This window comes from Pseudomonas sp. S32 (assembly GCF_016648095.1).
In the GTDB taxonomy this organism is placed as follows: Bacteria; Pseudomonadota; Gammaproteobacteria; order Pseudomonadales; family Pseudomonadaceae; genus Aquipseudomonas; species Aquipseudomonas parafulva.
Genome location: NZ_JACVVF010000013.1, coordinates 66,818 through 93,643, shown reverse-complemented (window position 1 = coordinate 93,643; position 26,826 = coordinate 66,818). Strand labels below are relative to the sequence as shown.

Annotated in this window: 20 protein-coding genes; 15 read left to right on the top strand and 5 right to left on the bottom strand. The window is 63.7% G+C overall.

The features are described from left to right. Positions 1-95: 95 nt before the first annotated feature. Positions 96-1,079: a polyprenyl synthetase family protein gene (locus IAE38_RS09860; RefSeq protein ID WP_201217399.1), complete on the top strand. Its 984-nt coding sequence runs from the start codon at positions 96-98 to the stop codon at positions 1,077-1,079. On the opposite strand, the gene IAE38_RS09855 is transcribed toward IAE38_RS09860, so the two are convergent. After that, positions 1,047-2,810: an FAD-dependent oxidoreductase gene (locus IAE38_RS09855; RefSeq protein WP_201217398.1), complete on the bottom strand. Its 1,764-nt coding sequence runs from the start codon at positions 2,808-2,810 to the stop codon at positions 1,047-1,049. The two genes, IAE38_RS09860 and IAE38_RS09855, sit on opposite strands and share 33 nt — an antisense overlap. A gap of 194 nt (positions 2,811-3,004) precedes the next feature. Between IAE38_RS09855 and IAE38_RS09850 the strand changes: the two genes are divergently transcribed. From IAE38_RS09850 to IAE38_RS09840, 3 genes are all read left to right on the top strand, one after another. Next, positions 3,005-3,781 carry an IclR family transcriptional regulator gene (locus IAE38_RS09850; protein WP_201217397.1) on the top strand — a complete coding sequence of 259 codons (777 nt, stop codon included), beginning with the start codon at positions 3,005-3,007 and terminating at the stop codon, positions 3,779-3,781. 135 nt (positions 3,782-3,916) lie between these two features. Next, complete coding sequence (locus IAE38_RS09845) at positions 3,917-4,969, top strand: Gfo/Idh/MocA family protein (protein WP_201217396.1); 1,053 nt, start codon at positions 3,917-3,919, stop codon at positions 4,967-4,969. Positions 4,970-5,000: 31 nt separating this feature from the next. Next, entirely contained in the window at positions 5,001-5,828 is an 828-nt protein-coding gene (locus IAE38_RS09840) for a sugar phosphate isomerase/epimerase family protein (RefSeq protein ID WP_201217395.1), read from the top strand. Positions 5,829-5,876: 48 nt separating this feature from the next. On the opposite strand, the gene IAE38_RS09835 is transcribed toward IAE38_RS09840, so the two are convergent. After that, entirely contained in the window at positions 5,877-7,301 is a 1,425-nt protein-coding gene (locus tag IAE38_RS09835) for an aminotransferase-like domain-containing protein (protein WP_201164357.1), read from the bottom strand. Positions 7,302-7,624: 323 nt separating this feature from the next. Between IAE38_RS09835 and IAE38_RS09830 the strand changes: the two genes are divergently transcribed. The 4 genes from IAE38_RS09830 (at position 7,625) to IAE38_RS09815 (ending at position 11,817) form a co-directional block, all read left to right on the top strand. Next, positions 7,625-9,034, top strand: a complete 1,410-nt coding sequence (locus IAE38_RS09830; protein WP_201217394.1) for an amino acid permease — start codon at positions 7,625-7,627, stop codon at positions 9,032-9,034. A 127-nt stretch (positions 9,035-9,161) separates the two neighbouring features. Then, positions 9,162-9,938 (top strand): trans-aconitate 2-methyltransferase, encoded by a 777-nt coding sequence (gene tam, locus IAE38_RS09825; protein WP_201217393.1) that lies wholly within the window; start codon positions 9,162-9,164, stop codon positions 9,936-9,938. A gap of 113 nt (positions 9,939-10,051) precedes the next feature. Beyond that, positions 10,052-10,762 carry a YebC/PmpR family DNA-binding transcriptional regulator gene (locus tag IAE38_RS09820; protein WP_028634360.1) on the top strand — a complete coding sequence of 237 codons (711 nt, stop codon included), beginning with the start codon at positions 10,052-10,054 and terminating at the stop codon, positions 10,760-10,762. Between the two features lie 119 nt (positions 10,763-10,881). Further along, positions 10,882-11,817 (top strand): LysR family transcriptional regulator, encoded by a 936-nt coding sequence (locus IAE38_RS09815; protein WP_201217392.1) that lies wholly within the window; start codon positions 10,882-10,884, stop codon positions 11,815-11,817. Positions 11,818-11,844: 27 nt separating this feature from the next. Here the strand turns inward: IAE38_RS09815 and IAE38_RS09810 are convergent, their stop codons facing one another. Continuing rightward, positions 11,845-13,233 (bottom strand): aminotransferase-like domain-containing protein, encoded by a 1,389-nt coding sequence (locus tag IAE38_RS09810; protein WP_028634358.1) that lies wholly within the window; start codon positions 13,231-13,233, stop codon positions 11,845-11,847. Between the two features lie 343 nt (positions 13,234-13,576). On the opposite strand from IAE38_RS09810, the gene IAE38_RS09805 reads away from it, so the two are divergent. The 6 genes from IAE38_RS09805 (at position 13,577) to IAE38_RS09780 (ending at position 20,529) form a co-directional block, all read left to right on the top strand. Continuing rightward, complete coding sequence (locus IAE38_RS09805; RefSeq protein ID WP_201217390.1) at positions 13,577-14,782, top strand: benzoate/H(+) symporter BenE family transporter; 1,206 nt, start codon at positions 13,577-13,579, stop codon at positions 14,780-14,782. Further along, positions 14,779-15,951 carry an NAD(P)/FAD-dependent oxidoreductase gene (locus IAE38_RS09800; RefSeq protein WP_201217388.1) on the top strand — a complete coding sequence of 391 codons (1,173 nt, stop codon included), beginning with the start codon at positions 14,779-14,781 and terminating at the stop codon, positions 15,949-15,951. Before IAE38_RS09805 ends, IAE38_RS09800 begins: the two co-directional genes overlap by 4 nt. 27 nt (positions 15,952-15,978) lie before the next feature. Continuing rightward, positions 15,979-16,410 carry a RidA family protein gene (locus tag IAE38_RS09795; protein WP_201164362.1) on the top strand — a complete coding sequence of 144 codons (432 nt, stop codon included), beginning with the start codon at positions 15,979-15,981 and terminating at the stop codon, positions 16,408-16,410. Positions 16,411-16,503: 93 nt separating this feature from the next. Next, positions 16,504-17,772, top strand: a complete 1,269-nt coding sequence (locus IAE38_RS09790; protein ID WP_201217385.1) for a threonine synthase — start codon at positions 16,504-16,506, stop codon at positions 17,770-17,772. After that, the gene (glyA, locus tag IAE38_RS09785; RefSeq protein WP_201217383.1) at positions 17,769-19,007 is read left to right on the top strand and encodes a serine hydroxymethyltransferase; all 1,239 of its coding nucleotides are present in this window, start codon (positions 17,769-17,771) and stop codon (positions 19,005-19,007) included. Before IAE38_RS09790 ends, glyA begins: the two co-directional genes overlap by 4 nt. Positions 19,008-19,119: 112 nt before the next feature. Then, positions 19,120-20,529, top strand: a complete 1,410-nt coding sequence (locus IAE38_RS09780; RefSeq protein WP_201217382.1) for a DOPA decarboxylase — start codon at positions 19,120-19,122, stop codon at positions 20,527-20,529. A 73-nt stretch (positions 20,530-20,602) separates the two neighbouring features. Here the strand turns inward: IAE38_RS09780 and IAE38_RS09775 are convergent, their stop codons facing one another. Next, a complete protein-coding gene (locus tag IAE38_RS09775; RefSeq protein WP_201217380.1) occupies positions 20,603-21,976 on the bottom strand; it encodes an MFS transporter in 1,374 nt (457 codons plus the stop codon). A 287-nt stretch (positions 21,977-22,263) separates the two neighbouring features. Between IAE38_RS09775 and quiC the strand changes: the two genes are divergently transcribed. Next, complete coding sequence (gene quiC, locus IAE38_RS09770) at positions 22,264-24,171, top strand: 3-dehydroshikimate dehydratase QuiC (RefSeq protein ID WP_201217378.1); 1,908 nt, start codon at positions 22,264-22,266, stop codon at positions 24,169-24,171. Positions 24,172-24,323: 152 nt separating this feature from the next. On the opposite strand, the gene IAE38_RS09765 is transcribed toward quiC, so the two are convergent. Continuing rightward, the gene (locus tag IAE38_RS09765) at positions 24,324-26,780 is read right to left on the bottom strand and encodes a TonB-dependent siderophore receptor (RefSeq protein ID WP_201217377.1); all 2,457 of its coding nucleotides are present in this window, start codon (positions 26,778-26,780) and stop codon (positions 24,324-24,326) included. Between the last annotated feature and the right edge of the window lie 46 nt (positions 26,781-26,826).

The following is a 26,826-nucleotide window of genomic DNA, read 5'->3' as shown; positions in this document are numbered from 1 at the left end:
GCTAAGCTGAAAATTGGCACAGCATCAGGCAACGGCGTGCATCAGTCGTTCCTTTTCTACTACGGTCAATGGGCCGCCCACTTCGCGAGGCAAGGATGACGACCACAGCCCCCACGCTCAGCGCCGCCGACGCCGGCCACGATCACCAGCTGGCTGCAGCGCATGCCGCCATCGAAGCCCGGCTGGCCGCCTTGTTGCCACCCGCAGGGCATGAACGGGACCTGGTCGCGGCGGCCATGCGTGACTGCACATTGGCACCGGGCAAACGCCTGCGGCCCATGTTGCTGCTGTTCACGGCCAAAGGCCTGGGGGCTTGCCCGCAGGCAGCGCTTGACCTGGGCTGCGCCGTGGAGATGGTGCACGCGGCCTCCCTGGTGCTGGACGACCTGCCTTGCATGGACAACGCAGCGCTGCGCCGTGGCCGGCCAACGCTGCACCTGGCCTTCGGTGAGGATGTAGCGGTACTGACGGCGATTGCATTGCTGTCGCGCGCCTTTGGCGTGGTCGCCGGGCTGCAGACGGTGGCGCCGGAAGTGCGCAGCGATTTGGTGGTGACCCTCACCGCTGCCATCGGCAGCGAGGGCTTGGTCAAGGGTCAGCTACAGGATTTGCGCGATGGCGCGCGCCCGCGCACGGCGGCGGAAATCGCCGAGACCAACCAGCTCAAGACGGGCGCGTTGTTCGCCGCGCTGTTGGGCATGGCAGGCCGGCTGGCCGGTACCGGCACTGCGCAGCTGGCCTGCTTGCACCGCCTGGCCGACGCCCTGGGCCAGGCGTTTCAACTGCACGATGACCTGCACGACCGTGACCCGGCCAGCGGCAAGAGCACCGGCCTGGACCAGGGCAAGTCCACGCTGCTGGCCATGTGTGGTGAGCGTGAGGTGCGCCAACGGCTGGAGGCGCACCTGCAGCACGTAGAGCAGTGCCTGGCGAACCTGGCGCTGGCCGATTCGCCGATCTGCACGGCCATGCGCAGGGTCTTTGCGCGAAGCCCAGGGCAGGCCGGTGGCACCACGGGCGCGTGGTGCCAGAACCGGCTGGACGCCTCAGCGGGCGGCGCCTTTACCCAGCATGTCTGAACCGTTGGCTGCCGCTGGCTGTTCATACGCGGTGGCACCGGCAATGTGCCGGCCTGCCACGTAGCCGAAGGTAAGCGCCGGCCCCAGGTTGATGCCCCCTGAGGGGTACCAGCCGCCAAAGATGCTGGCCATGTCCGTGCCCGCTGCGTACAACCCTTCGACCGGTTTCCCGTTGGCGTCCAGCACCCTGGCACTGCCATCGGTGCGCAGGCCGGCGAACGTGCCAAAGCAGCCTGGTTTGACTTTCACGGCGTAAAACGGCCCATGTTCTATTGGGGCCACGCAGGGGTTTGCGCCGTTGTGCTGCGGGTCGCCCTGCTTGCGGTTGAACGGTGTCGAGCCGCGGCCGAAGGCCGGGTCCTGGCCAGTGCGGGCATGCAGGTTGAAGGCATCCACCGTCGCGCGCAGCCCCGCAGGGTCGATCCCGCATGCCTGCGCCAGCAACTCGAGGGTGGCAGCCCGCTTAAGGTAGCCGCTGCGTACATGTGGGCCCAGCGGCAGCGGTGCCGGGCGCGCATGGCCCAAGCCGTAACGGCGAATGAACCGATGGTCGCACAGGAGCCAGGAGCACACCTCCTGATCCTCCGGTACCGCCGCCACCATCGCAGATACGTAGTCGTAGTAACCGTGCGCCTCGTTGACGAAACGCTTGCCGTTGGCGAGCACGCCGATGATGCCCGGCTTGCCTCGCTCGATGATGTGCGGAAAGTGGCCGAGGCTGCCGTCGCTGTGCGGTACCTGGGAGACCGGCGCCCAGGCCACGGGCGACTTCAAGTCGGTGGCAACGATACCGCCCGCCGACTCACCCAGGCGCAGCCCATCGCCTGAGCAGCCCTTGGGGGGCAGGGCCAGGTTGTCGTGGCCGCTGTTGTCGCGGGGGAATAATTGCTGACGGCGTGCGGTGTCGTGGGGGAACCCGCCCGCGGCCAGCACCACGGCGCGGGCGCGGATGCGTTGCTCGCCATTGGGTGTGGTGACCGATGCGCCACAGACCCTGCCTTGCTCGATCAGCAGGTGCCTGGCCGGCGACGATGCCTGCAGGCGCACACCCAGGTCCTGCGCCGACTTGGCCAGGCGTGCAACCAGCGCCACCCCGTTGACCAGGTGCATGGCCCGGCCGTAGCGTGCCAGGTGATAGAGGTGGCGGCCGAAGCGTTTGCACACGTGCAGCAGCGCTTTGGGCGAGCGGGTCATGTTGAGGAACGCGGCCAGGTCTGGCCCCGCCATGATGGGCATCCCCATGAACGAGGTTTCGCGCAGCGTCTTGCGCAGGCGCGGCAGCAGCGCGCCGACTTCGCGGGCGTCGTAGGGTGCAGCAATCACCTGGTGCCCCCCCTGTGCCGCGCCTGGGGTATCGCCATGCATGTCGGGGATGCCATTACCGTCCACGAACTGCAGCGCTGTGTGCTGCTCGAAGAACGCCACCATGTGCGGGCAGGCGTGCAGGAAGGCCTCGACGCGCTCGGCGTCGTAGAACGCGCCCAGTTCATGGCGCAGATACGTCAGTGGCTGGGTGATGTCTTCATCGATGCCGGCACGCCGCGCCAAGGGGTTGCGCGGTACCCAGGCCCAGCCGCCGGACCAGGCGGTGGCCCCGCCGAACACGTCATCCTTTTCCACTAGCACTACCTTTTGCCCGTGCCAGGCAGCCGTAACGGCAGCGGCCAGGCCGGCAGCACCAGAGCCAATGACCAGTACATCGCATTCGGTTTCAACGGGCGCGGCAGACATCGCGAGATTCCTGTATTTTATTGGAACTTGATTCCATATTCTTATGAGGGCCGGCATTGGCCGCAAGTAGCGGAGCGTCAAAGCCCGCGTTTTATGGGCGATAATCGGTCGAATCGACCCGTTCAACACTGCACGCGCCTTTATCGACATGGAATCATCTTTCACAATTCGTTCCCTTTTTCAGGACACTCCCTATGGCCGGCAGTCAAATCGAGCGCGCATTCAGCCTTGTCGAAAGCCTTACCGGGGAGCCCCAGGGTTTGGCCCTGCAAACCCTTGCAGATCGCCTGGGTATTCCCAAAAGCGCCACTCACCGCATGCTTACCGAGCTGGTGCGGCTGGGTTACGTGCGCCAGAACCGTGACACCAGCCGCTACCAGTTGTCGGCCAAGCTGGTGGCGCTGGGCTTCCGCTACCTGTCCAGCAGTGGTGCCGACATCGTCCAGCCAATCCTTGACCGCCTTGCCCAGGACAGTGGCGAACTGGTGCGCCTTGGGGTAATCGACGGTGCCCGCCAGGTGTGGATCGCAAAATCCCAAGGCGCGCGCTCCGGCCTGCGGTACGACCCGGACATGGGCCGTGACGCGCCGCTGTTCTATACCGCCTCCGGGCATGCCTGGCTGGCCAGCCTGGAGGACGAGCAGGCCGTGCAGATGGTGCTGCGCCAGGGTATCGCCGACCCCGAACAGTTTGGGCCGAACGCGCCGCGCTCCATGGACCAGTTACTCGGTTACCTGCACCAGGCCAGGGAGCGGGGCTACGCCTGGGTGGAGCAAACGTCCGCAGTGGGCATGTCTGCCCTGGCGGCTGTAATTCGACGCCCCAGCGACCTGGGGGTGATCGGCGTGCTGAGCATTGCCGGGCCCAGTGCACGGCTTGCGCCAGGGCGCTTGGCCGAGCTAGCGCCACTGTTGCTGGCGGCGGCCCAGGAGCTGTCGGTGGCAAGCCCCGCCAGTGAGCTGTTTGCCTGAGGCGTTTACTGGTCGATTACCGAACAATGTCTAATGGCAGGGGTGTTGAAATCAGGAACGAAGTTCTACAGTGCTTTTTATTGAATCCGGAACAATGTTCCAGAAAACCTATAATAATGCACCGAGGACCTTCAGTTGAGCTCACCCCTTCGTATCGCGCTGGTCGGCGCAGGCATCATGGGCCGCCAGCACTACCAGCACCTGCAGCATGTGCCAGGCGCGCAACTGTGCGCGGTAGCAGACCCCGGCCCACAGGCCGAGGCGTTCGCTGCTGAATGCGCAGTACCTTGGTTCGCGGACCACCGCGTGATGCTCGACAAGGTGCAGCCGCAGGCCGTGATTGTCGCCAACCCCAACAACCAGCACGTGCTGACGGCCCTGGACTGTGTGCAGGCGGGCGTGCCTGTGCTGGTGGAAAAACCGGTGGGTGTGCACCTGGATGAAGTGCGCACCCTGGTGGAGGCCTCACGGCGCACGGGTGTGCCCGTTCTTGTCGGGCACCACCGCCGGCACAACCCGCTGATCGCCAAGGCCCATCAGGTCATTGGCGACGGCGCGCTCGGCCGGCTGATCAACGTTACGGCCATGTGGCAACTGCAAAAGCCTGACAGCTACTTCGACACCGCGTGGCGACGCGAGCCGGGAGCGGGCTTTCTCCTGACCAATCTCATTCACGACCTCGACCTGCTGCGTTACCTGTGCGGTGAAGTGGTGCAGGTGCAGGCTTTCACCCGCAACGATGTGCGCGGTTTCGCCAATGAAGACAGCGCGGCCGTGCTGCTGCAGTTCGAGAACGGCGCCCTGGGCAGCCTGACCGGTTCGGACGCTGTGGCGGCGCCCTGGAGTTGGGAACTGGACTCGGGTGAAAGCCCGGTTTACCCACGTCAGCCGGATCAGCCGTGCTACCTGCTGGCGGGCACCCGGGGCTCACTGAGCATTCCGCAGCTCAAGCATTGGCATTACGCCCAGGCGGGGGCGGGGTGGCATACGCCATTGCTGCAAAGCCAGGAAAGTATCCCGGCTGGCGAAGCCTTGACCCTTCAGTTGCAGCATTTCGTGCGCGTGGCCCGTGGCGAGCAGGCCCCATTGATTGATGCCGCCGATGGGGGGCGTACCCTGGCACTGGTCGACGCTATCCGCCAGGCAGCCGCCAGCGGCCGGGCCTGTGCTCCAGAATTGATCGCCTGACGGGCGTGTTCTTTATTGACGGTGAAGTAAAATGACGGATCGAATTTTTTCCCTGGCAGCGCTTACGGTACTGGAGCTGTCCCCGCCGGACATGGTGGAAGCCGCTGCCCGCGCGGGGTATAGCCACGTAGGCCTGCGCCTGGTGCCGGCGACAGAGCAGGAACAGCACTTCCCGCTGGTGGCCGACGCGAGCCTGCGCCGGCAAACCCAGGCGCGCTTGCGCGACACCGGCACCAAAGTGCTGGACCTGGAGATTCTGCGGCTCAAGCCGGATACCTGCGTAGCGGATTTCAAGGCCATGCTCGACGTGGGCGCAGAACTGGGCGGTACCGAACTGTTGGTGGCGGGCAACGACCCTGATGAGTCACGGCTGACCGAACGGTTTGCGCACTTGTGTGACCTGGCCGCAGACTACGGCATTTACCCGCATCTGGAGTTCATGCCCTGGACAGAGGTGCGTGACCTGCGCCAGGCCATGCGCGTTGTGGCCAATGCTGATCGCGGCAATGCCTGTGTATTGGTGGATGCCTTCCATTTCAACCGCTCGGCTTCGGCGCTGGCAGACCTGGCCACGCTGGCACCCGAGCGCCTGCGCTATGCCCAGTTGTGTGATGTGGCGGGCCCGGTACCGGATGACATGGATGAAATCCTGCGCCAGGCGCGCAACGAACGGCGCTTTCCGGGCGACGGCGATGCCGACCTCGTAGGGTTGCTGCGTGCTCTGCCAGCGAACGTGCCGCTGAGCCTGGAAATACCGACCCGCCAGTTGCTGGAGCAGGGTATCAGTGGCGAACAACGGGCACGTATGGCCCTGCAACGGGCCAAGGCCGTGCTCGCCAAAGCCACCTCTCTTCCGTAAAAGCGAGCGATGCGCCGCAAAGCGGCGCTGCTTGCAGCCATCGCCCTTTCACACCCCTCCACGCCGCACATGCTTGGCCAGCACCTGCTCCAGCATTTCCCACATCAACGGGTCCAGGCTGAATGCCACGTTGAAGCGCATCCACCCGGTCTGCCCGGCATCGACCATGAACAACTGGCCAGGCCCGAGCATGATGCCTTTTTCCAGCGCATCGTCCAGCAGCAGCGCGCTGTCGGGAATAGCCGGGTGGCGGGTCCAGATGTACATGCCTTCGTCCGACTCGGTGAACAGCTCGAAGCCCAGCCGGTGCAAGTGCCGGCCGACTTCCTGGTGGGCTTCGGCCAGGCGTTGGCGCAGGCGTTTGAGGTGCTTGCGCCAGCGGCCGTCGATGATCGCGGCATACACCACACGCTCCATCACCTGGGACGTGGTCAGCCCCGAGCGCATCTTCATCTGCAGCAGCTGCTGCGCCAGGCCCGGGTTGGCGAGCATATAGCCCACCCGCACATTGGGTGAGATGCTCTTCGAGTAACTACCCACATACACCACCTGCTGCAGATGATCGAGGCTGGCCAGGCACGGCTGGGGTTCGGCGACCATGTCGGCGTACAGGTTGTTCTCGACCAACCGGAAGCCATGCTGGCCGGCCAGCTGCAGCAGGCGGTGCAGTTGCGGCAGCGGGGTGCGCGAGCAGGTCGGGCTGTGTAGGTGCGGCTGGGTGAAAAACGCCGTCGGGCGGTGTTGCGTCAGCAGGTGCTCGAGGTGGTTCAGGTCGTAACCGGTAGGCGTGCGCGGTACGCCCACCAACGTGGCACCCTGGGTACGCAGGATGCTCATCAGGTTGGGGTAGCCAGGGTCGTCCACCAGCACCACGTCACCCGGCCGAACCAGCGTGCGCACCGCCAGGTCCAGGGCCTGGCTGGCGCCGTGGGTAAGCATCAATTGCGCAGGGTTGGCGACAATCGACAGCTCCTGTTGCAGGTTCTGCGCGGTCAGGGTACGCAGCTCCGGCAACCCCATGGGGTCGCCGTAACCAGACAACTCCAGCGGGCTGCCGGCCACCTGGCGCAAACCCCGGCGCAGGCCGTCTTCGTACATCCAATCGTTGGGCAACCAGCCGCACCCCGGCTTGAACGGCAACTGGCGGATCTCGAAGATCTGCTGCAGGTACCATTCGGAGTTGAACGTTGGTCGGCTGGCGTCAGCCTCGGCAGTGTGCTGCTCCAGCAGTTCGCCCGCGGCCCGGTTGACGAAGAACCCCGCATTGCCCCGACTCACCAGCAGGCCTTGAGCGACCAGGCGGTCGTACGCCTCGACCACGGTGAAGGTGCTCACCGAGTAGGTGGCGGCAAAGGCGCGGATAGACGGCACCTTGGCGCCAGGCTTGAGCGTTTGGTTGTCGATAAGGGTGCGAAGCCCGTCGATGATCTGGTTGACCAGCGGCGTCGTGGACTCTGGATGTAGTTGCAGCATGGGGTGCCTTCAGGTGGGTGTAGCCAGGCGCCTTGCCGGTGTACTGGGTCGGCGGCCTATACAGTGCAGTGCGAGTTTCATGCCACTGTGCATGGCTCTCTGCGTCGGACATTTTTACATTAGGTGTCGGATATCGCCACATAAAGCATGTTCAGTTCGCCCCAGGCGTCAGCCCTGGGGCGCGTCAGCAGGCCGCCATGGAAGGCCTGCGTGTGTTTGTCACACCATCCTGCCCGCATTAGCACTGATGTACAGGTGAAGCCGCCAGCCATCGGGGTTTCACGCATTTCCTTGGATAAAAAGAAGCACGGGGTACACAACTGATGGACGCAACATCCACAACAACCACCGCGAAAGGCGGGCACGAGAGCAAGCTCAGTGCCTCGCTCAAGTCGCGCCACCTGACGATGATGTCCATCGCCGGGGTGATCGGCGGCGCCTTGTTCGTCGGCTCCGGCAGCGTGATTCACAGCGCCGGGCCGGCTGCGGTGCTGGCCTACCTGGCAGGCGGCATCCTGGTGGTGCTGATCATGCGCATGCTGGGCGAAATGGCGACCTCGTCGCCCGACACCGGTTCGTTCTCCACCTATGCCGACCGCGCCATCGGCCGCTGGGCCGGGTTCACCATCGGTTGGCTGTACTGGTGGTACTGGGTCATCCTCATGGCCTGGGAGGCCTACGTGGCGGGCAAGATCCTGCATGGGTTCTTCCCGGATGTGAGCGTCAACGTCTTCGTGCTGGCCACCACCCTGGTGCTGATCACGGTCAACTTCTTCAACGTCAAGCACTACGGCGAGTTCGAGTTCTGGTTTGCGTTGATCAAGGTGATCGCGATCGTCTGTTTCCTGATCGTGTGTACCGCCGCGGTGTTGAACATCTGGCAGTTCGGTGAAGTGCGCGGCATCACCCACCTTACCGCCGAAGGCTTCATGCCCAACGGGATCACCACGGTGATCGGGGCCTTGCTGGGCGTGATGTTCGCCTTCCTGGGCGCCGAGATCGTCACCATCGCCGCCTCCGAAGCCAAGGACCCTGCCGCGCAGATCGTCAAGGCCACCAACTCGGTGGTGTGGCGCGTGTGCCTGTTCTATGTGGGCTCGATCTTCCTGATCGTCTGCCTGGTGCCGTGGAACGACCCGCACCTGGGCGTCTCCGGTTACGGTGCCTACCGCCGTACCCTGGAGCTGCTGGGCGTGCCTTACGCCGAGCTGCTGATGAACTTCGTGGTACTGACTTCGGTAAGCAGCTGCCTGATCTCCGGCCATTACACAGCTTCGCGCATGCTGTTCTCCCTGGCCCAGCGCGGCGATGCACCGTCGTTCTTCAAGATCACCCGGGCCGGCACCGGCGTACCGGTGTACGCAATCATGGGCTCGTGCGCCGTGGCCGTCGTCTGCGCGCTGATCAACTTCAGCGAGACGCTGCGCCCCAAGGACGTGCTGGATACCCTGATGAACACCACCGGCATGATCGCCTTGCTGGTGTACCTGGTGATTGCCTGCTCGCAGCTGCGCATGCGTCGCAAGCTGATTGCCGAGGGCAAGGAAGTGCGCCTGAAGATGTGGCTGTTCCCTTGGCTGACCTACCTGGTGATCGCTTTCATCGTTGCCGCCCTGGTGACCATGGCCTTCATGCCTGACTACCAGATTTTGGTGATCTCCACCGGTATCGCCGCTGCGGTGGTGGTGGCAATGGGCGTGGTGCATCAGCTGCGCAGCAGCCGCCAGCACTAAGCGTCAACGGCGTTACGCTGCGGCCGGCTCCCTTGGGACCCGGCCGCTTTGCATTGTGGGCCTTCCCCAGCCCCAGACACCCGGCAGATGGCATATGCTGCACCCATCGCTCAAGGAGATTGCTCCCATGTCCTGGTCCGCCACCCAGTATTCCCTGTTCGAAGACGAACGCACCCGCGCCGTGCGCGACCTGCTGGCCGCGGTGCCCCCGCGCCCGGTGCGCCACGCCACGGACCTTGGGTGCGGGCCTGGCAACTCGACAGAAGTGCTGCTGCAGCGTTGCCCCGACGCCCAGGTGACGGCGCTGGACAGTGACGCCGACATGATCGACAAGGCCCGTGAGCGCAAGCGCCTGTGCATTCCGCGGGTGCGCATGGTCACTGCCGACATTACCGGCTGGTGCGCGGCCGAACCCCAGGACCTGATCCTGGCCAATGCGTCGCTGCAGTGGGTACCCGACCACGCCAGCCTTTATCCGCACCTGGTCCAGCAGCTCAGCGAGGGCGCCAGCCTGGCCGTGCAGACCCCCGACAACCTGGAGGAACCGGCCCATGCCGCCCTGCGTGAAATCGCCAGCCAGGGCCCATGGGCGGCAACGTTCGCCGATTTCCGATTGCCACCCAGGCATGGCGCCAGCTTCTACTACGATGTGCTCAGCCCGCTGTGCACGCGGGTGGATGTGTGGCGTACCACCTACTATCACCCGCTGGTCGGCGGCGCCCAGGCGGTGGTGGAGTGGTTCAAGGGCTCAGCCCTGCGGCCCTACCTGGCACGCTTGCAGCCCCAGGAGCAGGCGCAGTTCCTGCAGATGTACCTGCAGGCCATGCAGCACGCCTATCCGGCGGCCAGCGATGGCAAGGTGCTGTTGCCGTTTCCGCGGTTGTTCGTGGTCGCGACCCGTTGAGGCGCGGCCTGATACCGACATGTGTTGTCGATCACGGGGCAGAGGCGTATAAAATGCACCCACTTTTTGTGCCGGTCGCTTCCTGAACCGGCCGCTGAAACAAGAGAGTCGACATGGGCGCACAGTGGAAAGCCAAACATAAAGAAGCCGCGGCCAACGCCAAAGGCAAGGTCATGGGCAAGCTGTCCAAGGAAATCCAGATTGCCGCCAAGGCTGGCGCCGACCCGGACATGAACCCGCGCCTGCGCCTGGCCATCGACCAGGCCAAGAAAGCCTCGATGACCCGCGAGACCCTGGAACGGGCCATTCGCAAAGGTGCGGGCCTGGACGGTGATGCCGTGCAGTACGCGGCGGTCAGCTACGAAGGCTTCGCGCCGCACCAGGTGCCGTTGATCGTCGAGTGCCTGACCGACAACGTCAACCGCACCGTCGCGCAGATTCGTGTGCTGTTCCGCAAGGGCCAGCTGGGTGCCAGCGGCTCGGTCGCCTGGGACTTCAACCATGTTGGCCTGATCGAAGCCACCCCCACCGGCGACGCCGACCCGGAAATGGCTGCCATCGAAGCCGGTGCCCAGGACTTCGAAGCCGGTGACGAGGAAGGCTCTACGCTGTTCATCACCGACACCACGGACCTGGATGCGGTGCAGAAGGCGTTGCCGGAGCAGGGCTTCACCGTGACCTCTGCCAAGCTGGGTTACACCCCGAAAAACCCGGTGAGTGCGGCCAGCCTGAGCGCCGAAGCCCTGGCCGAGGTTGAAGCGTTTCTGGAAGCCATCGACGAAAACGATGACGTGCAGAACGTGTACGTGGGCCTGACCGAGTGACCTGCCTGGGCCGCTTTCGCGGCCCGATCACCTGCAACGCCGGCGGCCACGGCCGCGCGTGACCTCCGCCAGGTTGCGCCTGGCCTGTGGGGCTGTCGATACCCCCGAGGGCAGCCTGCATGAACCTTAGTTTCGCCTCCCTCAGCCTGGCGCACCTGCGCACGCTGGAGCATCTGCTGCAACTGAAGAACCTGAGCCACGCTGCCGAGCGGCTGGGCGTCAGCCAGTCGGCCCTGAGCCGGCAACTGGCCCACCTGCGAGCAGCGTTCGACGACCCGCTGCTGGTGCGTCAAGGGCGTGGCTACGTGCTCAGCGAGCACGCCGAGGCCCTGGTCGAACCCCTGCGCCAGGTGCTTGAAGAGCTTCACAGTCTGCGCCAGCCCGCCGTCTTTGACCCTGCCCGCTGTGAACGGCGTTTTTGCCTGGCCGCCTCGGATTATGTGGCCGAGCACATGTTGCCGCTGCTGGTGGCAGCGCTGGAGCAGGAGGCGCCTGGAGTGTGTCTGGAGTACCGCACCTGGCAGGCCGGGCAATACGCCTTGCTTGCCAGTGGCGAAATCGACCTGGCCACCACCCTGTTCGACGAGTCGCCGCCCAACCTGCACGGGCGCCTGCTGGGCGAAGACCGGGCCGTGTGCCTGATGCGGCGCAACCACCCGCTGGCCGCCCACCCCGTGCTCGGCCAGAACGATTACCTGGCGCACAAGCACGTGCGTATTTCCGGGGGTGGCGACAAGGACAGCTTCATCGACCGCCATTTGCGGGCGCAGGGCCTGCAGCGTCGGGTAGGCCTGGAGGTGCCGTTCTTCTCCGCTGCGGTGCAGGTGATCGCGGCCAGCCAGGCGGTAGCGACCGTGCCCGAGCATATTGCGCGGCAACTGTGCCGGCTGCATGCGCTGGCCTGGCGGCCACTGGGCTTCGTGGAACACACCCAGCGTTATTGGGTGGTCTGGCATCAGCGCCTGCAGGCCTCGGCTGAGCATCGCTGGTTGCGCAACCGGGTGTTCGAGCTGTGGCGTCAGTCGCAGTTCGGCGTGCAGGGTGGGGTCGCCTGACAGCCACGGGCATCAGGGCGGTTGGCTTCAATAGTACCGTCGCGGGTCCGAATCGATCAGGCTGGCCAACTTGGTCAAGGCAAAGCGCAATTCATCGTGACTGGTTGGCGACATCAGCACCAGCCTTACGCAGCGGTTATCCCCCCCACGCTCGGCCTGGAACTGGGTGCCGCTCAGCACCAGCACGCCGTTGGCGCGGGCGAGCAGGGTGAACTCGTCGGCGCTCCAAGGCTCAGGCAGGGTGAGCCAGAGGTGGTACGAGTAAGGCTGGGTCTTGAACTGGAAGCCTGCAAAGATTTCCCGGGCGATTGCCTGGCGCTCTGCCGCCTGGGTACGCTGGATGCGCACCAGCTTGCTGTCCAGGCCTTCGGTGATGACATTACTGGCCAGTTGGGCGGTGAGCGGGGAGGGCATCCACACACTGCTGCGCACCATGGAGGTCAGGCGCGACAGCAGTTTGGGCGGACTGTACAGGTACCCCACGCGCAGTGCCGGCATGATCGCCTTCGACAGGCTGGTGAGGTAGACCGACCGGTCTGGTGCATACGCCGAGAGGGGCTTGATAGACGGGTCCGTAGCCAGGAAGCCATAGATATCGTCGTCGAGGATGATGAAGTCGAACTCTTCGGCCAAGGCCGCGATCTGCGCGCGGCGAGCAGCCGACATGATGGCAGCCGTGGGGTTCTGGCAGGTCGCAACGCACACCAGCATGGCCGGCTTTTCACGCAGGCACAGCTCGCGTAACGCATCGGGGAGGATGCCCTCGTCATCCATGGGTATGCCGCGCAGGCGGCGCTCCAGGCTGTGGGCGACCGAAATGATGCCGGGGTAGCACAACGCTTCGCACAGCACCAGGTCGCCGGCATGGGTCAAGGCACTCATCGCCACCATCAGGCCGTGTTGCGCCCCGGCAGTGATCACGACTTGCTGCCACTGGGCATCGGGCAAGGCGTGGCGCAGCCACTGCGCACCCGCCTCGCGGTGGGCAGGGTGGCCGCCGTCAGGTGCGTAATCGAGGGCGCGGGCGAAATCCGTGCTCTTGGCCATGCCGACCAGGGCCCCGCGTAGCCAGTACTCAAGCGTTTCGCTGTAGGGCTTGATGATCGACAGATCAAGCAGCTCCGACTGCCCCAGGTTCAGCGGGGCAGCGCTGTTGCTGGCCGGCAGTTCCAGCTGGCCCTGGCTGAGCACGTAGGTGCCGCGCCCCACTTCCCCCTGTACCAGGCGACGGCGATGGGCCTCGTTGTAGGCCCGGCTGATGGTGCCGGGTGTGACGTTCAGGGTAGTCGCCAGCTCGCGCAGCGTCGGCAGCCGATCACCCTGGTTCAAGACGCCACTGTTGATATCCCGTGCCAGCGCATCGGCGATCGACAAGTACATCGGCTGATTGGACTCGTTTAGCTGGGGAACCCACATGAATGACACTGCCATCGAATAAATGATCAATGCGCGAGGATATCACAGCGGCATTGATCCACCAGTAAAACCCAGCAACAGCGATTCATTGATTCGAATCAATGAGCTGGGCCGGTAACCGATGGGGCATTGGAAAATTTCATTTGCGTGTTATTCCCTATAAATCAACGTACTACATGGTTGTTAGGTTGTTTTTACAGTCGGTATTCACAAAAATTGAACCAATGATGGCAATCAGGTATTGAATCATTTCAATTTGTTGCAATACACTCATCGCGCATCGAATCAATCGACTCAATCTTGCTAACCAATGCGCAATGCCGCCGCGCCAAGCCGAGGCCTCATGGACACAATCAGAAAGGATCTATCGCTCTCCGCCGTGATCGCAGGCCTCATCGCCGTGATCATTTCCTATGCCGGGCCACTGATCATCGTGTTCCAGGCCGCCAGGCAAGCGCACCTGCCGGATGACGTGGTGTCGTCCTGGATCTGGGCCATTTCCATCGGCAGCGGGGTCACCGGCCTTTTGCTCAGCTGGCGCCTGCGCATCCCGGTCATCACGGCCTGGTCGACGCCAGGGGCGGCCCTGCTGGTGTCGCTACTGCCCACCATCACGCTGCCACAGGCCGTGGGCGCCTATGTGGTGGCGTCGCTGATCATTGCGGCGGTGGGTTTGTCCGGTGCGTTCGACAAATTGATGAACCGTTTGCCCAAAGCCATCGCTGCGGCGATGCTCGCCGGCATTCTGTTCCGCTTCGGCACCGAGCTGTTCACTTCAGTGACGCTACAGCCGGCGCTGGTGCTGTCGATGATCGCGGCTTACCTGATCTTCAAGCGCCTGTCGCCCCGTTACGCGATCCTCTCGGTGCTGGTTGTCGGCTGCGCCGTAGCGGGCTCGCTCGGCACCCTCAACAGCGGCTCGATCGTGATCGCGGTGGCCCACCCCGTATTCACCGCACCGCAGTGGAACTGGCACGCCATCATCAACCTGGGCCTGCCGCTGGCGCTGGTGACGCTCACCGGCCAGTACGTACCCGGCATGGCCGTGTTGCGCACCTCGGGCTACACCACCCCGGCGCGCTCGATCATCTCGGTCACTGCGATCGGTTCGGTGCTGATGGCGCCGTTTGCCTCCCATGGCTTGAACCTGGCGGCCATTACGGCAGCGATCTGCACGGGCCGCGAGGCCCACGAGGACCGCGACAAACGGTATGTCGCCGGAATCGCCTGCGGCCTCTTCTACATTCTGATGGGGATTTTCGGTGCGACCCTGGCGTCGGTCTTTTCCGCGCTGCCCAAAGAACTCATCGCATCCCTTGCGGGCCTGGCCTTGTTCGGCGCGATCAGTGCCGGCCTGACCGGCGCCATGGCAGACGACAAACAGCGCGAAGCCGCATTGATCACCTTCCTTGTCACGGCCTCGGGCATGAGCTTCCTGGGCCTGGCGGCTGCGTTCTGGGGGCTGGTGTTCGGCCTGGTCGCCCACTTCGCGCTGACCTGGACCCGGGAAAGCAAAACCGTCGCCATCACCGAGGGCAGCCGACCATGAGCGGGTCTTACGATTTCATTGTGGTGGGTGGCGGCATCGCCGGGGTGTCGATGGCTTACGAACTGGCCGCTCATGGCAGCGTGTGCCTGCTTGAGCAGGAGCAGCAACTGGCCTATCACACCACGGGCCGCTCGGCTGCGATCTCAATGGAGAGCTATGGCAACCAGCAAATCCGCTCCTTGACCTGTGCCTCGCGGGCCTTCTTCGAAAACCCGCCCGAAGGCCTGGCCGAGCACCCGCTGTGGGCACCCCGGGGTGCGCTGATCGTGGCGCAAGCAAGCCGCGAAGACAAACTCAGGGCACGGTTCAAGGCCGTGTCGGCCCAGGTGCCCAGCGCCTGCTACCTCGATGCCAAGCAGGTGCTGGAGCATGTGCCTTACCTGGCCGAAGGTGCCTGGGCCGCCGGTATCTACGAGCCCAGCGCCTTCGACCTGGATGTGCATGCTATCCACGGTGCCTACCTTGGCGGGCTGCGCAAACGGGGCGGGGTGGTCAAGCGGGCGTGCGAAGTGCTCAGAGGCGAATGGCAGCCCGGCCACTGGACATTGCTTACCCAGGACGGTCAGCGCCTGCAGGCAGCCATCGTCGTGAACGCCGCCGGCGCCTGGGCCGACGAGCTGGCAGAGCGCTGCTCAGTATCCAGGGTTGGCGTGCGGCCGCTGCGCCGTACCGTACTGGCCGTGGACCCGCAGTGCGACGTCCATGGCACGCCGTACCTGGGCACGGTCGACGAAGACATCTTCATCAAACCCGAAGCCGGGCGGCTGATCGTTTCGCCGTGCGATGAAGACCCTTCGCCACCCTGCGATGCCTTGCCGGATGAGCTGGGGCTGGCGATCACCATGGACCGGCTGCAAACCGTAACGCGGCTGCGGCCCCGGGCGATCATCAATAAGTGGGCGGGCCTACGTACGTTTGTTGCCGATCGCTCCCCCGTGCTCGGCCAGGACCCGCAACACGAAAACTTCATCTGGTTGGCCGCACTGGGTGGCTATGGCATTCAGGCCGCCCCCGCCATCGCGCGGCTGTGTGCGCATGCTGCGCTGGGCGTGGCCGTACCGCAGGACCTGGCGGCCCTGCAACTGAACTACCTGCTTTTTTCCCCGGCGCGATGCCGTGATACGGCGTTCGCCAGCCTGGCCGTGAAGAAGGTTGCCGACCTGCACTAACCCTCACACTCAACAAGGACCGTCACCATGCAAAGCACTGCTCAAATCAATACTGCTGGCACCCCTTTCCTGGCCGAGGAAAACGTGATTTTCACCAACAAGGCCCCGTTGCCGCTGGGCACTTATTCCCAGGGCATCAAGGTGAGCCGCGGGCAGACCATCTACCTGTCGGCACAGACACCGGTTTCGGCGTTGACCAACGAAGTGTTGGCACAGGATTTCGAAGGCCAGCTGCGCCAGACCCTCGACAACCTGGCGCAGATGGCCGAGGCGGCAGGCGGAACACTGGCAAACGTGGTGAAAGTAACCGCGTTCATCACCGACTTGAGTGAGTTCCCCACCCTGAACCGCGTGATGCAAGAGTACTTCACCCCGCCATACCCGGCGCGCACTACCGCAGGGGCCAGCGCCCTGGCGCGCAATACCCTGGTTGCCATCGACGCCATCATGGTGGTCTGAAGCGCCCTTTGTCAGCGAGTGCCCGTCGGTTCTGTGCAGCGAACCGACGTCGGCAGGGAAAGCACCCGCACAGCACACTCCCTAAGGATGGCCATGAAGAATTCGTACAAAGCGTATGCATTGCAGTGCCTGGTGTGCGACCGCCAATACCAGCCCCATGAGGTCAGTTACTTTTGCCCACATTGCAAGGGCGAAGGTGCCCTCGATGTGCTTTACGACTACCCCACGCTGAAGCGTGAATGGCCCCGAGCAGCCCTGGCGCACCAGCAGGCCCGCGGCATGTGGCGCTATGACCGGCTGATGCCACTCAGTTCGACCCAGTACGTACCGCCGCTGCTGGTGGGGAATACGCCGCTGTATGCGCCGGCCAATCTGCTTGGCGAAGGCTCGGCGATCAAGGTGTTGATCAAGGACGAATCCAGGCAGCCCACGGGGTCGCTGAAGGACCGCGCCAGTGCGCTGGCTGTAGCCCATGCCTTGCAGTCGGGCGCCCGCACCGTGGCCGTGGCCAGCACAGGCAACGCCGCCTCGGCGCTGGCCGGGATGAGTGCCAGCATGGGCCTGCACAATGTGATTTATCTGCCACGCACCGCACCCCGGGAAAAGCGCGCGCAGATGTTGGGCTATGGGGCCGAGATCGTATTGGTGGACGGCCAGTACGATGAGGCATTCGAGCAATGCCTGGCCGGCTGCCAGGCGCACGGCTGGTACAACCGAACCACCGGTATCAACTCGTACATGAGCGAGGGCAAGAAGACCGTTGCCTTCGAGATCTGTGAACAGCTGCACTGGCAGGTGCCCGATCTGATATTCGTGCCGGTCGGTAATGGCTGCATCCTGGGTTCAGTCTACAAGGGCCTGTTCGATTTGCTGCAACTGGGCTGGATCGACCGTATGCCGCGCCTGATCGGTGTGCAGGCCGAACACAGCAACTTCATGTACCGGGCGTGGCGCAGCGACCGCTCCATGGCACGCACCGCACGCATCGCACCTACCAGCCTGGCCAGCAGCATCAACGTGGCATTGCCACGCGATCGCCTCAAGGCCATGCGCGCGGTAACAGCCAGCAACGGCGAATTCATGTGCGTCAGTGACCAGGACATCGTGACAGCGGCGTCCAGGCTTGCCTCGCGCACCGGTGTATTCGCCGAAGCGGGTGCTGCCAGCGCCTTCGCCGGCCTGATCAAGTATGCCCAGGCACATCCCGATACCGCGCAAACCGCTGTGGTGCTGATCACCGGCAGCGGCTTGAAAGACACCTCCATCTTCCTCTCCGGCAGCGCCGGCGGCCCGCCAGGCGCACTGGCGGGTCAGTTGCCGGCGCCGTTGAACACAGCGCCATCACAAGGAATCTCCGCATGAGCTTGCAATTTCGCGACCCCGCCATCGCTCGTCTGATTGACCGCGAGCGCAATCGTCAGGAAACCCACCTGGAGCTGATCGCCTCGGAAAACTACGTGAGCGAACAGGTGCTCCAGGCCCAAGGCTCGGTACTCACCAACAAGTATGCCGAAGGCTATCCAGGCCGCCGTTACTACGGTGGCTGCAAGGTCGTCGACGAAATCGAGAACCTTGCCATCGACCGAGCCCGCCAACTGTTCGGCTGCGAATATGTCAACGTTCAGCCGCACTCCGGCTCACAGGCCAACCAGGCAGTTTTCCTTGCGGCGCTTGAGCCGGGCGATAGCATTCTAGGGATGTCACTGGCTCACGGCGGCCATCTGACCCACGGCGCCTCGGTGAATTTTTCGGGCAAGTTCTTCCAGGCCTTTGCCTATGGCCTTGAGCCAGGCAGTGAGACCCTCGACTACCAACAGATGGAAGCGCTGGCACGCGAGCATCGGCCGAAAATGATCATCGCAGGTGCATCGGCCTATTCCCGCGTCATTGATTTCTCGCGCTTTCGCAAAGTCTGCGATGAAATCGGCGCCTACCTGATGGTCGACATGGCCCATTACGCTGGGTTGGTAGCGGCAGGCGTGTACCCCTCGCCAGTCGGTATCGCCGACTTCATCACCTCGACCACCCACAAGACCCTGCGCGGCCCGCGCGGCGGCTTGATTTTGGCCAAGGCTGAATACGCGGCCCTGCTCGACAAGACGGTGTTCCCGGTGTACCAGGGCGGGCCGCTGATGCACGTGATTGCCGCCAAGGCGGTGGCGTTCGGCGAAGCCCTGAGCGACGACTTCAAACAGTACCAGCGACGGGTGATCGACAATGCCCGGACCATGGCTGATGTGCTGACCCGGCGCGGCTTGCGGGTTGTGTCCGGCGGCACCGACAGCCACATGTTCCTGCTTGACCTGCGCGCCATGAACATTACCGGCAAGGATGCGGAAGCCCTGCTGGAAAGCGCCCTTATCACCCTGAACAAAAATTCGATTCCAGGCGATCCGCAGAAACCGACGATCACCAGTGGCATCCGTATTGGCACACCCGCACTGACGACCCGTGGGTTTGGCAAGGTTGAATGCGCTGAAGTGGCTGGCCTGATCGCCGACCTGCTGGCGCAGCCCAACGACAGCGCACTGCTGGAAAACACCCGACGCCGTGTGATGCATCTGTGTGAGTGCTTCCCGGTATACCTGCTGGCATGAGGAGCCTTGCGGGTTCGCCATAGCAGCTATGCACGAAGCGGGGTTATTCGCCAGGGGCGCTGTGCCTAGACTAGAGCAGTATCTGGCAATCACATTCCTCAGGAGAGCCCCCGTGACCCCCGAACAATTCCGCCAATACGGCCACCAGCTGATCGACCTGATTGCCGACTACCGCCAGACCGTGGGCGAGCGGCCGGTGATGGCCCAGGTTGAGCCCGGCTACCTGAAGGCGGTCTTGCCGGACGCCGCTCCGCAACAGGGCGAGGCGTTCGAAGCGATCCTCGCGGATGTCCAGCAGGTGATCATGCCTGGGTTATCCCATTGGCAGCACCCTGACTTCTACGGCTACTTCCCCTCCAACGGCACCTTGTCGTCGGTGCTGGGCGATTTTCTCAGTACCGGCCTGGGCGTGCTGGGCCTGTCCTGGCAGTCCAGCCCGGCCTTGAGCGAGCTGGAAGAAACCACCTTGGGCTGGTTGCGTGAGTTGCTGGGTTTGTCGGCCCAGTGGAGCGGGGTGATCCAGGACACCGCGTCGACCAGCACGCTGGTTGCGCTGATCAGCGCCCGTGAACGCGCCACCGATTACGCCCTGGTGCGTGGCGGCCTGCAGGCCGAAGCCAGGCCGCTGATCGTGTATGTCAGCGCCCATGCCCACAGCTCGGTAGACAAGGCGGCGCTGCTGGCCGGCTTCGGGCGCGCCAACATTCGGCTTATCCCCACCGACGAACGCTACGCCTTGCGCCCAGAGGCACTGCAGGCCGCCATCGAACAGGACCTGGCGGCAGGCAACCAGCCGTGTGCGGTGGTTGCTACCACTGGCACCACCACCACCACGGCCCTCGACCCGCTAAGCGCTATCGGCGCCATCGCCCAGGCGCACAAGCTGTGGTTGCACGTGGATTCCGCCATGGCGGGTTCGGCGATGATCCTGCCCGAGTGCCGGTGGATGTGGGATGGCATCGAGCTGGCGGACTCGGTGGTGGTCAATGCGCACAAGTGGTTGGGGGTGGCGTTCGACTGCTCGATCTACTACGTGCGTGATCCGCAGCACCTGATCCGCGTCATGAGCACCAACCCCAGCTACTTGCAGTCGGCCGTGGATGGCGAGGTGAAGAACTTGCGCGACTGGGGTATCCCGCTGGGGCGCAGGTTCCGGGCCCTGAAGCTGTGGTTCATGTTGCGCAGCGAAGGGGTAGAGGCGTTGCAGGCACGTCTACGGCGTGACCTCGACAATGCACAGTGGTTGGCCGGGCAGGTAGCGGCTGCCGCCGATTGGGAGTTGCTGGCGCCGGTGCAGTTGCAAACCCTGTGCATTCGGCATCGGCCTGCGGGGCTGGAAGGCGAGGCGCTGGATGCCCATACCCGGGGTTGGGCGCAACGGCTGAACGCTTCCGGGGCAGCTTACGTGACACCGGCCACGCTGGATGGCCGCTGGATGGTGCGGGTTTCGATTGGCGCGTTGCCGACCGAACGGGCAGATGTGGAGCGGCTGTGGCGGGGGCTGCAGGGGGTGGTGAACTGATTGTCAGACAGCGCCTTGGGTGGCGGAGCGCAGCTTGCGATCCGCCACCCAAGGCGCTGGGATCAATGACCGATCACTGGCTCACGGCCTGCAAGCTCCCCTTGCGGCTGGCCTCATAGGCCTCCTTCTCCATCGGCTTGGCCTGCGGATTACCCAAGTCTTCCATGGTCAGGCGATGGGTTTCCGGCGCGATGTAGGCCGCCAGTGCACACACGCAAGTGATGAAGAACGCCAGGCCGCCAACCACCAGCGGAATGTTCTCCGAGCCAGGCGGCGCCACCAGGGCGAACAGCGCAGGCAGCATGGCGGTGAGCATGGTGCCGATGTTCTGCGCGATGGCCATGGCCGAAACGCGGTAGCGGGTCTGGAACAGCTCTGGGTAGAAGCTTGGGAACACCGCGTTGTAGCCCTGGTAGACCATGCCCCACATGACGATCGACGAAGCGAAGGCCAGCGGCACGTTCTGGATGCTGATCGCGTACAGGTACACGAAGGCCAGCAGCCCCGAGCCCAGGCACCCGGCAATCATGGTCGGGCGACGGCCAATGCGGTCTGAAAGGTTGCCCACGAACGGGATCACCAGCACTGCCACGATATTGCCCACCACCGGAATCCACAGGTACACGCTCTTGTCGAACCCGATGCCATAGGCCGGCTGTACCGCGTAGGCCGCGCCGAAGATGGTGGCGACCACTGGGATCACGTTCATCAGTGCCATGAACATCACCAGCACCATGTGCTTCCAGCTGTGGCGGAAGGCTTCGCTGATGGGTGACTTGGCAACCTTGGCCTGCTTTTCTTCCTTCACGAATGCGGGGGTTTCATGCACTTCCTTGCGGATGATGAAGCCTGCAATCAGCACCACTGCGCTCATCAGGAACGGAATGCGCCAGCCCCAGTCGTTGAACGCCTCGCTAGGCATGAAGTATGCCAACGGCAGGAACACGGCGGCAGCCATCACCTGGCCCGCCTGTACCCCTTGCAGGGTAAAGCTGGCGTAGTAACCGCGTCGCCCGAACGGGGCATGCTCCATGATCATCGAGCTGGCGCCGGAGATTTCACCGGCCACGGCAAAGCCCTGAACCAGCCGCAACAGCACCAGCAGGGCCGGTGCCAGCATGCCGATGTCGTGGTAGGTGGGCAGCAGGCCGACGGCCATGGTCGAGATGCCCATCAGGAACATGCACAACAGCAGCACGTTCTTGCGACCGCGCGTGTCGCCCCAGTGGCCGAGCACGAAAGCACCGACCGGGCGCGCCAGGTAGCCCACACCGTAGGTGGCCAGCGAGGCAATGATGGCCATTTTAGGGTCGGTATTGGGGAAGAATATCTGCGGGAAAATCAATGCAGCGGCTTGGGCGTAGATGAAGAAGTCGTAGTACTCGAGTGCCGAGCCTATCCATCCACTGGCGGTCGCTTTCTTGGCTTGAGAGCTGGAGTGAGCCATCGTTGTCTCCGTTGTTATTGTTGTAGCGCAGGCTCCGGCTGGAAACGCCAAGGCAGGAGGCGGTGAACATTGGGCCTGCGTCTGTGATGCATGTTGACCACGGGCCAGCGGTCAGGCAATTCGCTAAAACGGGTTTCGTGCGATAATCGAACGCAAAACTAACCATTCCGTACAAAGGGATTGAAGCGCCGACTTTACCTGCGAATAATCCATCGTGCCAGAAACTGTAACGGGGGTTTTGTATCCCCGCTGGCCCTGTGATCCCCTGACAACAAGGAACTCCCGCCATGCAGCGTTCGATCGCCACCGTGTCCTTGAGCGGCACCCTGCCGGAAAAGCTCGAGGCCATCGCCGCCGCCGGCTTCGACGGCGTCGAAATTTTCGAGAACGACCTGCTGTACTACGCCGGCAGCCCGCGCCAGGTACGCCAGATGTGCGCCGACCTGGGGCTTGCCGTGACGCTGTTCCAGCCATTTCGCGATTTCGAGGGCTGCCGCCGCGACCGCCTGCAGAAAAACCTTGACCGAGCCGAGCGCAAGTTCGACCTGATGCAGGAACTGGGCACCGACCTGGTGCTGGTGTGCAGCAACGTGCAGGCCGACGCGCTGGGCGACGAACACCTGCTGGTCGACGACCTGCGCCTGCTGGCTGAGCACGCTGGCAAGCGCGGCTTGCGCATTGGTTACGAGGGACTGGCCTGGGGCCGCCATGTGAATACCTACCAGCAGGTATGGAACCTGGTGCGCCAGGCGGATCACGCCGCCCTGGGTGTGATCCTGGACAGCTTCCACACCTTGTCGCTCAAGGGTGACCCCGCCGCCATCCGCGACATTCCCGCCGACAAGATCTTCTTCGTGCAAATGGCCGACGCGCCAATCCTGGCCATGGATGTGCTGGAGTGGAGCCGCCATTTCCGCTGCTTCCCGGGGCAGGGTGAGATGGACATGGCCGGGTTCCTGGCGCCGATTCTGGCCACGGGTTACCGCGGGCCGTTGTCCCTGGAAATCTTCAACGACGGTTTCCGCGCTGCGCCGCCGCGGCAGAACGCCGCCGACGGCCTGCGTTCACTGCTGTACCTCGAAGAGCAGACGCGCTTGCGTCTGGAGCAGGAAGGCACTGCCATCGAACCGGGCGTACTGTTCGCGCCGCCAGCTGCCAGCACCTACGATGGCGTTGAATTTCTGGAGTTTGCCGTCGATGAAGCGGTGGGCGCGCGCCTGAACGGTTGGCTCAAGAAACTGGGCTTTGCCGAAGCGGGCCAGCACCGGAGCAAGGACGTACAACTGCTGCGCCAGGGTGATATCAACATCGTGCTCAATGCTGAGCCTTACTCGTTCGGTCACAACTTCTTTGAAGCCCATGGGCCTTCGCTGTGCGCTACTGCCTTGCGGGTGAAGGACCAGCAGGCGGCCCTGAAGCGCGCCACGGCGTTCCGTGGCCAACCGTTCCGCGGGCTGGTCGGGCCCAACGAGTGCGAGGTGCCGGCCGTGCGCGCCCCGGATGGCAGCCTGCTGTATCTGGTGGAGCAGGGCAGTGCGGGCCAGAGCCTGTATGACACCGACTTCAGCCTGAACCCGGGCGCCGCGCCCACCGGTGGGCTGCAGCGTATCGACCACATGGCGCTGGCGCTGCCGGCCGAGTCGCTGGACAGCTGGGTGCTGTTCTACAAGAGCCTGTTCGGCTTTGCCGCTGATGACGAAGTGGTGCTGCCTGACCCTTACGGCCTGGTGAAAAGCCGCGCCCTGCGCAGCCCCTGCGGTACGCTGCGCTTGCCGCTGAACATCTCGGAAAACCGCAACACCGCCATTGCCCATGCGCTGTCCAGTTACCGGGGGTCGGGTGTGCACCACATCGCATTCGATTGCACGGACATCTTCCGCGAAGTGGCCCGGGCCAAGCTGGCGGGGGCGCCGTTGCTGGACATTCCGCTCAACTACTACGATGACCTGGCTGCGCGCTTTGACTTCGATGACGAGTTTCTTAGCGAGCTGGCCTATTACAACGTGCTTTATGACCGTGATGCGCAGGGGGGGGAGCTATTCCACGTGTATACCGAGCCGTTTGAGGATCGGTTCTTCTTCGAGATTATCCAGCGCAAGGGGGGGTACGCGGGGTATGGGGCGGCCAACGTGGCGGTGCGGTTGGCGGCGATGGCCAAGGCTCGTAGTGGGGTGGCGCGTAAGCCGGTGTTGTAGCGTTGGGTTTGAAGGTTGAATGCGCTTTGTGGATTTTGATAGGGGGCATAGTCCGTTTGCTGGGGGGACGCTGATTCAGTTTTTGGCGGACTGTCATTCTTGTTCGGGCCGATAGTGGCCTGCCGACGGGCAGGCCGTTATACGACGGCCGTTCAGAACTTCCAGCGAGCGTTGATCACCGCGTTGCGCGGGTCGCCGTAGGACCCCGAGTTGAACGTGCCCAGCCCGTCGTAATACTTCTTGTCGAACAGGTTGTTCACGTTCAGACCCACGCTCAGGTTCGAGTCGACTTCATAGTTGGCCAGCAACCCGACCACGCCGAACGGCCGCTGGTGAGCCTTGGTCCCAAAGGCTTCGTTGACCGCGTAAATGTCGCTCTGCCAGGTCATGCTGCCGCCCACCGTCAGCTTGTTCAGTTCGCCGTGCAGGCGATAGGTGGTGCCGAGTTTGAACAGGTTCATCGGCTGGTTGGTTTCGACGCGATGGTCATCCTTGTCGTGGGATTCGCGGTAGGTGTAGCCGCCGATGACGTTCCAACCGGGCAGCACTTCGCCGGAGATTTCTGTCTCGACGCCCCGCGTGGTAGTACCGCTGATGGCCTGATACACCTCGCGGCCGTCTTCGCCAGTGTCGACGAATTGCGGTGTGTTCTTCTGCTTCACCTCAAACAGCGCAACGCTCGCGTTCAGCGCGCCGTCGTAGAACGAGCCCTTGAGGCCCACCTCGTAGTTGTCGCCTTCCAGTGGTTTGAGCGAGGTGTTGCCTGCCGTTTTGTAGAAGGTCTGTGGCAGGAAAATGCTGGTCCAGCTGGCGTAGACCGAGTAAGTATCGTTCAGGTCGTAGATGACGCCTGCGTACGGCGTGACCACGCCAGTCTTCTTGGTGCGGTCACGGCTGGTGGATTCGCCGGTGAAATCGTCGCTGCTGTCGTCCTTTTCCGTCCAAGAACTGACCCGCGTGCCGAGGATCACCGACAGCGCATCCGCAGGTTTCAAGCGCACGGCCCCGTAGACGCCGTTCTGGCTCAGGCGCGTCAGGTTCTCACCGGTTTTGCCCAGGTGCGGTTTGCCACCGGGGTTGCCATCGTAGGTGTAAATGTTGTCGACCGAGGGCGTTGCACGCTCATAGTCCGGGTAGTTGAGGTGGGTGTACGCCACGTTGGCGCCGAACACCAGCTCATGATCGCGGCCACCCAGTTCAAACGGCCCGGTGACGTACAGGTCGCCGTTGTCCTGGGTCTGATAGCTGTCCAGCCGGTTGACGTACATGCGCACGCCGCCACCGGTTTCGAAATCCGGCGCACCGGCACTGGCCGAGCCGACCACGCCGTGGCGGTAGCCGTACTGATGGGTGTAGGCGGCTTTGAGGGCCCAGTTGTTGGCGAGTTTCTGTTCCAGCACGGTGCTGAAGTTGTACTGCGTGTTGTCCAGGTAGCTCCATTTCGCGCCGGGGTTGAATGAACGGGAAAAATGGGTCGCGGTGCCGTTGCTGTTGAACAGCGGGATGTGGCCGAAGCTGACGCCGTCGGAGTCGTTGTTCTGGTAATCGAGGCTCAAGCGCAGCAGCGTGTCTTCGCTCAGGTCCATGTCCACCGCGCCGTACATCACGCGTTTCTCGGTCTTGTACGAGTCGATGAAGGAACCGGCGGTTTGGTACACACTGACCAGCCGCCCCCGCACATTGCCGCTGTCGGTCAACGGCCCCGCCACATCGGCCTCCGCCCGATAGCGGTCCCACGCACCGGCCTCACCGTACACGTACCCCTGAAACTCCGAGGTCGGGCGTTTGCGAATCAGGTTCAGCGTCGCCGACGGTGTGCCCGCGCCGCTCAACAGGCCGGTGGCGCCGCGCACAACTTCCACGCGGTCGTAAATCGCCATGTCGGCCAGGGTGCTGGTGTACTGCTGGGATTCGTTGGCTGTCTGGGAAGGAATGCCGTCGTATTCGAAGTTCTGAATCTGGAAGCCGCGCGAGTAAAAGGTGTAGCGATCACTGTCTCGGTGGTTGCTGGACAGGCCCGGCGTGAACTTGACCACGTCGTCCAGCGACGCCAAGTGGTGATCGGTCATGACCTGGCGCGGGATCACAGTGACGGACTGCGGGGTCTCTTTCAGCGACAGCCCCATCTTGGTGGCGGTGCTGGTCTGGCGCGGGGTGTAAGTGCCGGTATTCTCGGTGGTCTCATCGATTCCCGTACCGACGACGCTGGTGGCGCTGAGTTGCAGGGCCGAGGTTTCTTCGGCGCGGTACAGCACGTAAACCCTTTGTACGCCGGGGGTGGCGATCAGGTCCGAGCCCGCGAGCAACGCCGCGAAGCCTTGTTCGACGCTGTACGTGCCGTTGAGTCCGGCGCTTTGCTTGCCATCGGTCAAACCCGTCTGAAACGACAGCACCACGCCTGCTTCATTGGCGAAACGGCCCAATACCGCGCCCAGCGGCCCCGCTGCGATGGCGTAGTTTTTCTGCACGTTGGCTGCCTGCGCGTACGCCCCGCCCAGCAAGATTGGCTCCAGCCACGCGAGCGATGCCCCCAGTACGGCGAGTTTCAAGGTGTTGCGGGACTTGAACACAAAGGGATGTCGGGTGGCGGGTTTTGACGGGGTGCGCATGTTGGCTCCTGATGCCCTTTTCGGGCGTTGTAAGGGTCTCTTACAA

Bases quoted from the DNA above. Each gene is read 5' to 3' on its own strand.
- IAE38_RS09860 (WP_201217399.1), top strand. From the start codon at position 96: ATGACGACCACAGCCCCCACGCTCAGCGCCGCCGACGCCGGCCACGAT.
- IAE38_RS09855 (WP_201217398.1), bottom strand. From the start codon at position 2,810: ATGTCTGCCGCGCCCGTTGAAACCGAATGCGATGTACTGGTCATTGGC.
- IAE38_RS09850 (WP_201217397.1), top strand. From the start codon at position 3,005: ATGGCCGGCAGTCAAATCGAGCGCGCATTCAGCCTTGTCGAAAGCCTT.
- IAE38_RS09840 (WP_201217395.1), top strand. From the start codon at position 5,001: ATGACGGATCGAATTTTTTCCCTGGCAGCGCTTACGGTACTGGAGCTG.
- IAE38_RS09835 (WP_201164357.1), bottom strand. From the start codon at position 7,301: ATGCTGCAACTACATCCAGAGTCCACGACGCCGCTGGTCAACCAGATC.
- IAE38_RS09830 (WP_201217394.1), top strand. From the start codon at position 7,625: ATGGACGCAACATCCACAACAACCACCGCGAAAGGCGGGCACGAGAGC.
- tam (WP_201217393.1), top strand. From the start codon at position 9,162: ATGTCCTGGTCCGCCACCCAGTATTCCCTGTTCGAAGACGAACGCACC.
- IAE38_RS09820 (WP_028634360.1), top strand. From the start codon at position 10,052: ATGGGCGCACAGTGGAAAGCCAAACATAAAGAAGCCGCGGCCAACGCC.
- IAE38_RS09815 (WP_201217392.1), top strand. From the start codon at position 10,882: ATGAACCTTAGTTTCGCCTCCCTCAGCCTGGCGCACCTGCGCACGCTG.
- IAE38_RS09810 (WP_028634358.1), bottom strand. From the start codon at position 13,233: ATGTGGGTTCCCCAGCTAAACGAGTCCAATCAGCCGATGTACTTGTCG.
- IAE38_RS09805 (WP_201217390.1), top strand. From the start codon at position 13,577: ATGGACACAATCAGAAAGGATCTATCGCTCTCCGCCGTGATCGCAGGC.
- IAE38_RS09800 (WP_201217388.1), top strand. From the start codon at position 14,779: ATGAGCGGGTCTTACGATTTCATTGTGGTGGGTGGCGGCATCGCCGGG.
- IAE38_RS09795 (WP_201164362.1), top strand. From the start codon at position 15,979: ATGCAAAGCACTGCTCAAATCAATACTGCTGGCACCCCTTTCCTGGCC.
- IAE38_RS09790 (WP_201217385.1), top strand. From the start codon at position 16,504: ATGAAGAATTCGTACAAAGCGTATGCATTGCAGTGCCTGGTGTGCGAC.
- glyA (WP_201217383.1), top strand. From the start codon at position 17,769: ATGAGCTTGCAATTTCGCGACCCCGCCATCGCTCGTCTGATTGACCGC.
- IAE38_RS09775 (WP_201217380.1), bottom strand. From the start codon at position 21,976: ATGGCTCACTCCAGCTCTCAAGCCAAGAAAGCGACCGCCAGTGGATGG.
- quiC (WP_201217378.1), top strand. From the start codon at position 22,264: ATGCAGCGTTCGATCGCCACCGTGTCCTTGAGCGGCACCCTGCCGGAA.
- IAE38_RS09765 (WP_201217377.1), bottom strand. From the start codon at position 26,780: ATGCGCACCCCGTCAAAACCCGCCACCCGACATCCCTTTGTGTTCAAG.